2 protein-coding genes are annotated in these 3,072 nt (G+C 69.4%); both read right to left on the bottom strand.

Annotated features, from left to right (window positions below; all coding sequences use genetic code 11):
- Positions 1-314: 314 nt before the first annotated feature.
- Complete coding sequence (locus tag AC1D1F_RS24670) at positions 315-1,661, bottom strand: sigma-54-dependent transcriptional regulator (protein ID WP_477677427.1); 1,347 nt, start codon at positions 1,659-1,661, stop codon at positions 315-317.
- Positions 1,662-1,789: 128 nt separating this feature from the next.
- On the bottom strand, positions 1,790-3,072 hold a 1,283-nt coding region (locus tag AC1D1F_RS24665; protein WP_477700881.1), incomplete at its 5' end, for a S8 family serine peptidase.

Here is a 3,072-nt window from a genome sequence, read left to right as displayed (position 1 = left end):
GTGGTTTTCAGTATTTGGTATTCCTTCCCCACCCCTTGTGGATGCGCCGAGGAGCGGAGGTTCAGGCGGATCAGGGATCGCGTTGTCTGAGCCGAAGGCGAGTTTAGCGAGACCCCGCCTGAGCCGAGCACCGCAGGTTGCCCGTAGCGAAGCGAAGGGACGCAGCAACCAGGGTCGCCTTTTCTTTTGCTTACTTTTCTTTTGGCGAAGCAAAAGAAAAGTGAGTAGCCGCCGGGCTACCCCCGGCCAGCAACCCTATGCAGAGGGCAAGGGCGCGCAAGCCGGCGCAAGACCCGGCAAGGCGCCCTGCGCCTTCAGGCCTTGAAGCTGGCCGACTCAAGCTCGTGCCGCGCCAGCAGCGCGTAAAAATCGGTGCGATTGCGCCTGGCGAGCTTGGCCGCCTGCGCCACGTTGCCGTTGGTCATCTTGAGCAGCTGCGTGAGGTAGCCGCGCTCGAACTCCTTGCGCGCCTCGTCCAGCGGCAGCAGCTCGGAGCCCTGGCTGGTCAGCGCGTTTTGCACCAGCGTGACCGGGATCAGCGTGCCGGTGCACAGCACCACGCATTTCTCGACCATGTTCTGCAGCTGCCGCACATTGCCCGGCCAGGACGCCGTGCCCAGCAGCTCCAGCGCGCCCGGCGCGAAAGCCGTCAGCGGCTTGGCGTAGCGCTGCGCCAGGCTGCGCATGAAATGGTTGGCCAGCAGCGCGATGTCCTCGCGGCGCTCGGCCAGCGGCGGCAAGGTGAGGCCCACCACATTGAGGCGGTAAAAAAGGTCCTCGCGAAACCGGCCCGCGGCGACCTCGTCCTCGAGCTTGCGGTTGGAGGCGGAGATCACGCGCACGTCGACCTTGTGCGGCTTCGATGCGCCCACGGGCCGCACCTCGCGCTCCTGCAGCACGCGCAGCAGCTTGACCTGCATCGCCAGCGGCAGGTCGGCGATCTCGTCGAGGAAGATGGTGCCGCGGTGCGCGCTGGTGAACATGCCGACGCTGTCGCGCACCGCGCCGGTGAAGGAGCCCTTGACGTGGCCGAACAGCTCCGACTCCACCAGGTTTTCGGGGATGGCGCCGCAGTTCACCGCCACCAGCGTTTCATGGGAACGCGCGCTGGACGCGTGCAGCGCGCGCGCCAGCAGTTCCTTGCCGGTGCCGCTCTCGCCGTGGATCAGCACCGAGGCGTCGCTCCGGGCCATGAGCCTGGCCTCGGCCAGCAGCTTTTCCATGCGCGGGCTGCGCGTGATGATGGCCTCGCGCCAGGCTTCGCCGGGAAGGTCGCCGGGCATGTCGGCGCCCAGGGTGGACGACACCTCCAGCGCGCGGTTCACCTCGAGCATCAGGTCCGCGCCCTCGAAAGGCTTGGTGATGTAACCGAACACGCCGCGCTGCATGGCGTTGACCGCGTCGGGGATGGTGCCGTTGGCCGTCAGGATCAGCACCGGCAACAGCGGGTAGCGCCGGTGCACGGCTTCAAACAGCTGCAGCCCGTCCATGCCCGGCATGCGCAGGTCGGTGATCAGGATGTTGGGCAGCTCATGGTCCAGCTTGGCCAGCGCGACCGCGCCGCTGTTCGCCTCGACCGGAACATGGCCTTCGTAGTGGAGCCTCAATGACAGCAGCTTGAGCAGTGCCGGATCGTCGTCAACTATCAGAATGCGTGCCATAGGTGCCCGTCAGAATCCGCACAGACTGCAAACGGGAGCAGTGGCAGAGCCGTTGTTGTAGTGTTTGTCATAAGCATAACGCCTGTAGTAAGTACCGCATACCGTGAATCTGACCATCGGGAACCCCGTCATAGCCGCTCGTCGCGCAGCGAAGCCCCGACCTGGATCAGGCCGCAGCCGAAGACCGGGTCGGGCCCGGGCGCGCCCAGGTCCCGGGCGCCGCGGCACAGCTGCCGGGCCAGCGGCCCGGCCCTGAGCAGCGGGTTGCGCGCCAGCAGGAGCGCGCCGGCGGCGCTCACCACGGCCGCGGAAAACGAGGTGCCGCTCACATAGTGGCCAGCGGCCCCATCGGGAACCCAGAGGTCCACGCCGGGCGCCGCCAGCGTGATGTAGGCGCCGCGGTTGGCCGCGGCATACACGTTGTCGGAGGCGTCGGTCGCCGTCACGGCGATCACACCGGGATAGGCCGCCGGGTAGGCCGGCGGCGCCGCCGGGCCGCCGTTGCCGGCCGCCGCGACCAACGCCACCGGAAACCCGGCGAGCCGGGCAAAGGCTTTTTGCATCACCGCGTCGCCGGGCCCGCCCAGGCTGAGGTTGATGAGCTGGACTTTCTCGGCCAGCAGCCAGTCCAGCGCGCGCACCAGGGCCGCGCTGTGCGTGCTGTCCTCAGCGCCCATGCTGCGCATGATCTCGGCCGAGCGCAGGCTGGCCCCGGGCGCCATCGCCCGGAAACCGGGAACGGCGGCGTCCTGCCCCGCGATGAGCGCGGCAATCGCCGTGGCGTGGCCCGCGGCTGCGGCCGTCTCGCCGGCGGCCAGGAAACTTTTTCGGACTATGCTGGCGCCCGCCAGCGCCGCGATGGCCGCCACCGGCCCGTCCACAATGCCCACGCGCACCACGCCGAGATCCGCAGGCTCCGCCGCTGCCGGGGGTTGGTCGATTTTTTGCGGCAGGTAAATGCGCGGCCTGGCTTTGGCCGGCTGCAACGGGCGGTAGCGTGTGTTGAAGTCCACGGCGAGCCCGGGAAAGTCGCGCAGCAACTGTTCTCGGAAATCGGCGGCCTGCGCCGCGCTCTCCAGCTGGAACACGGCCAGCACGCCGCCCAGGGCCTCCAGCCGCGAAACGGCGACGGGCTGCAGTTGCCGCTCACGCGCCAGCCGGGCCATCGCAGCGTCGGCTTCGTCCGCCGCGGCCCAGTACGCGACCACCTGGCCGGGCTCGCGGGTCTGCACCGGCGGGCCGGGCGGCGCGGCCAAAGGGCTGATCACCATGGGCAACAGGGCGCTGCCGGGCGGCAAGCCGGGCAGGCCAGTCGCCGCGGGCGCCGCCAGGGGTGCCGGTGGTGGAAACGACGGCGCTGGCGCCGGTGCCGCCAGGGCGCGTCCCGGCGCGGCGGCGCCCGATGCATCGC

The sequence above is a fragment of the Polaromonas sp. P1_H6 genome (assembly GCF_056405195.1).
This window is presented reverse-complemented; position numbering and strand designations above follow the sequence as displayed.

Coding starts and splice junctions, on each gene's coding strand:
- AC1D1F_RS24670 (WP_477677427.1), bottom strand. CDS start 1,661: ATGGCACGCATTCTGATAGTTGACGACGATCCGGCACTGCTCAAGCTG.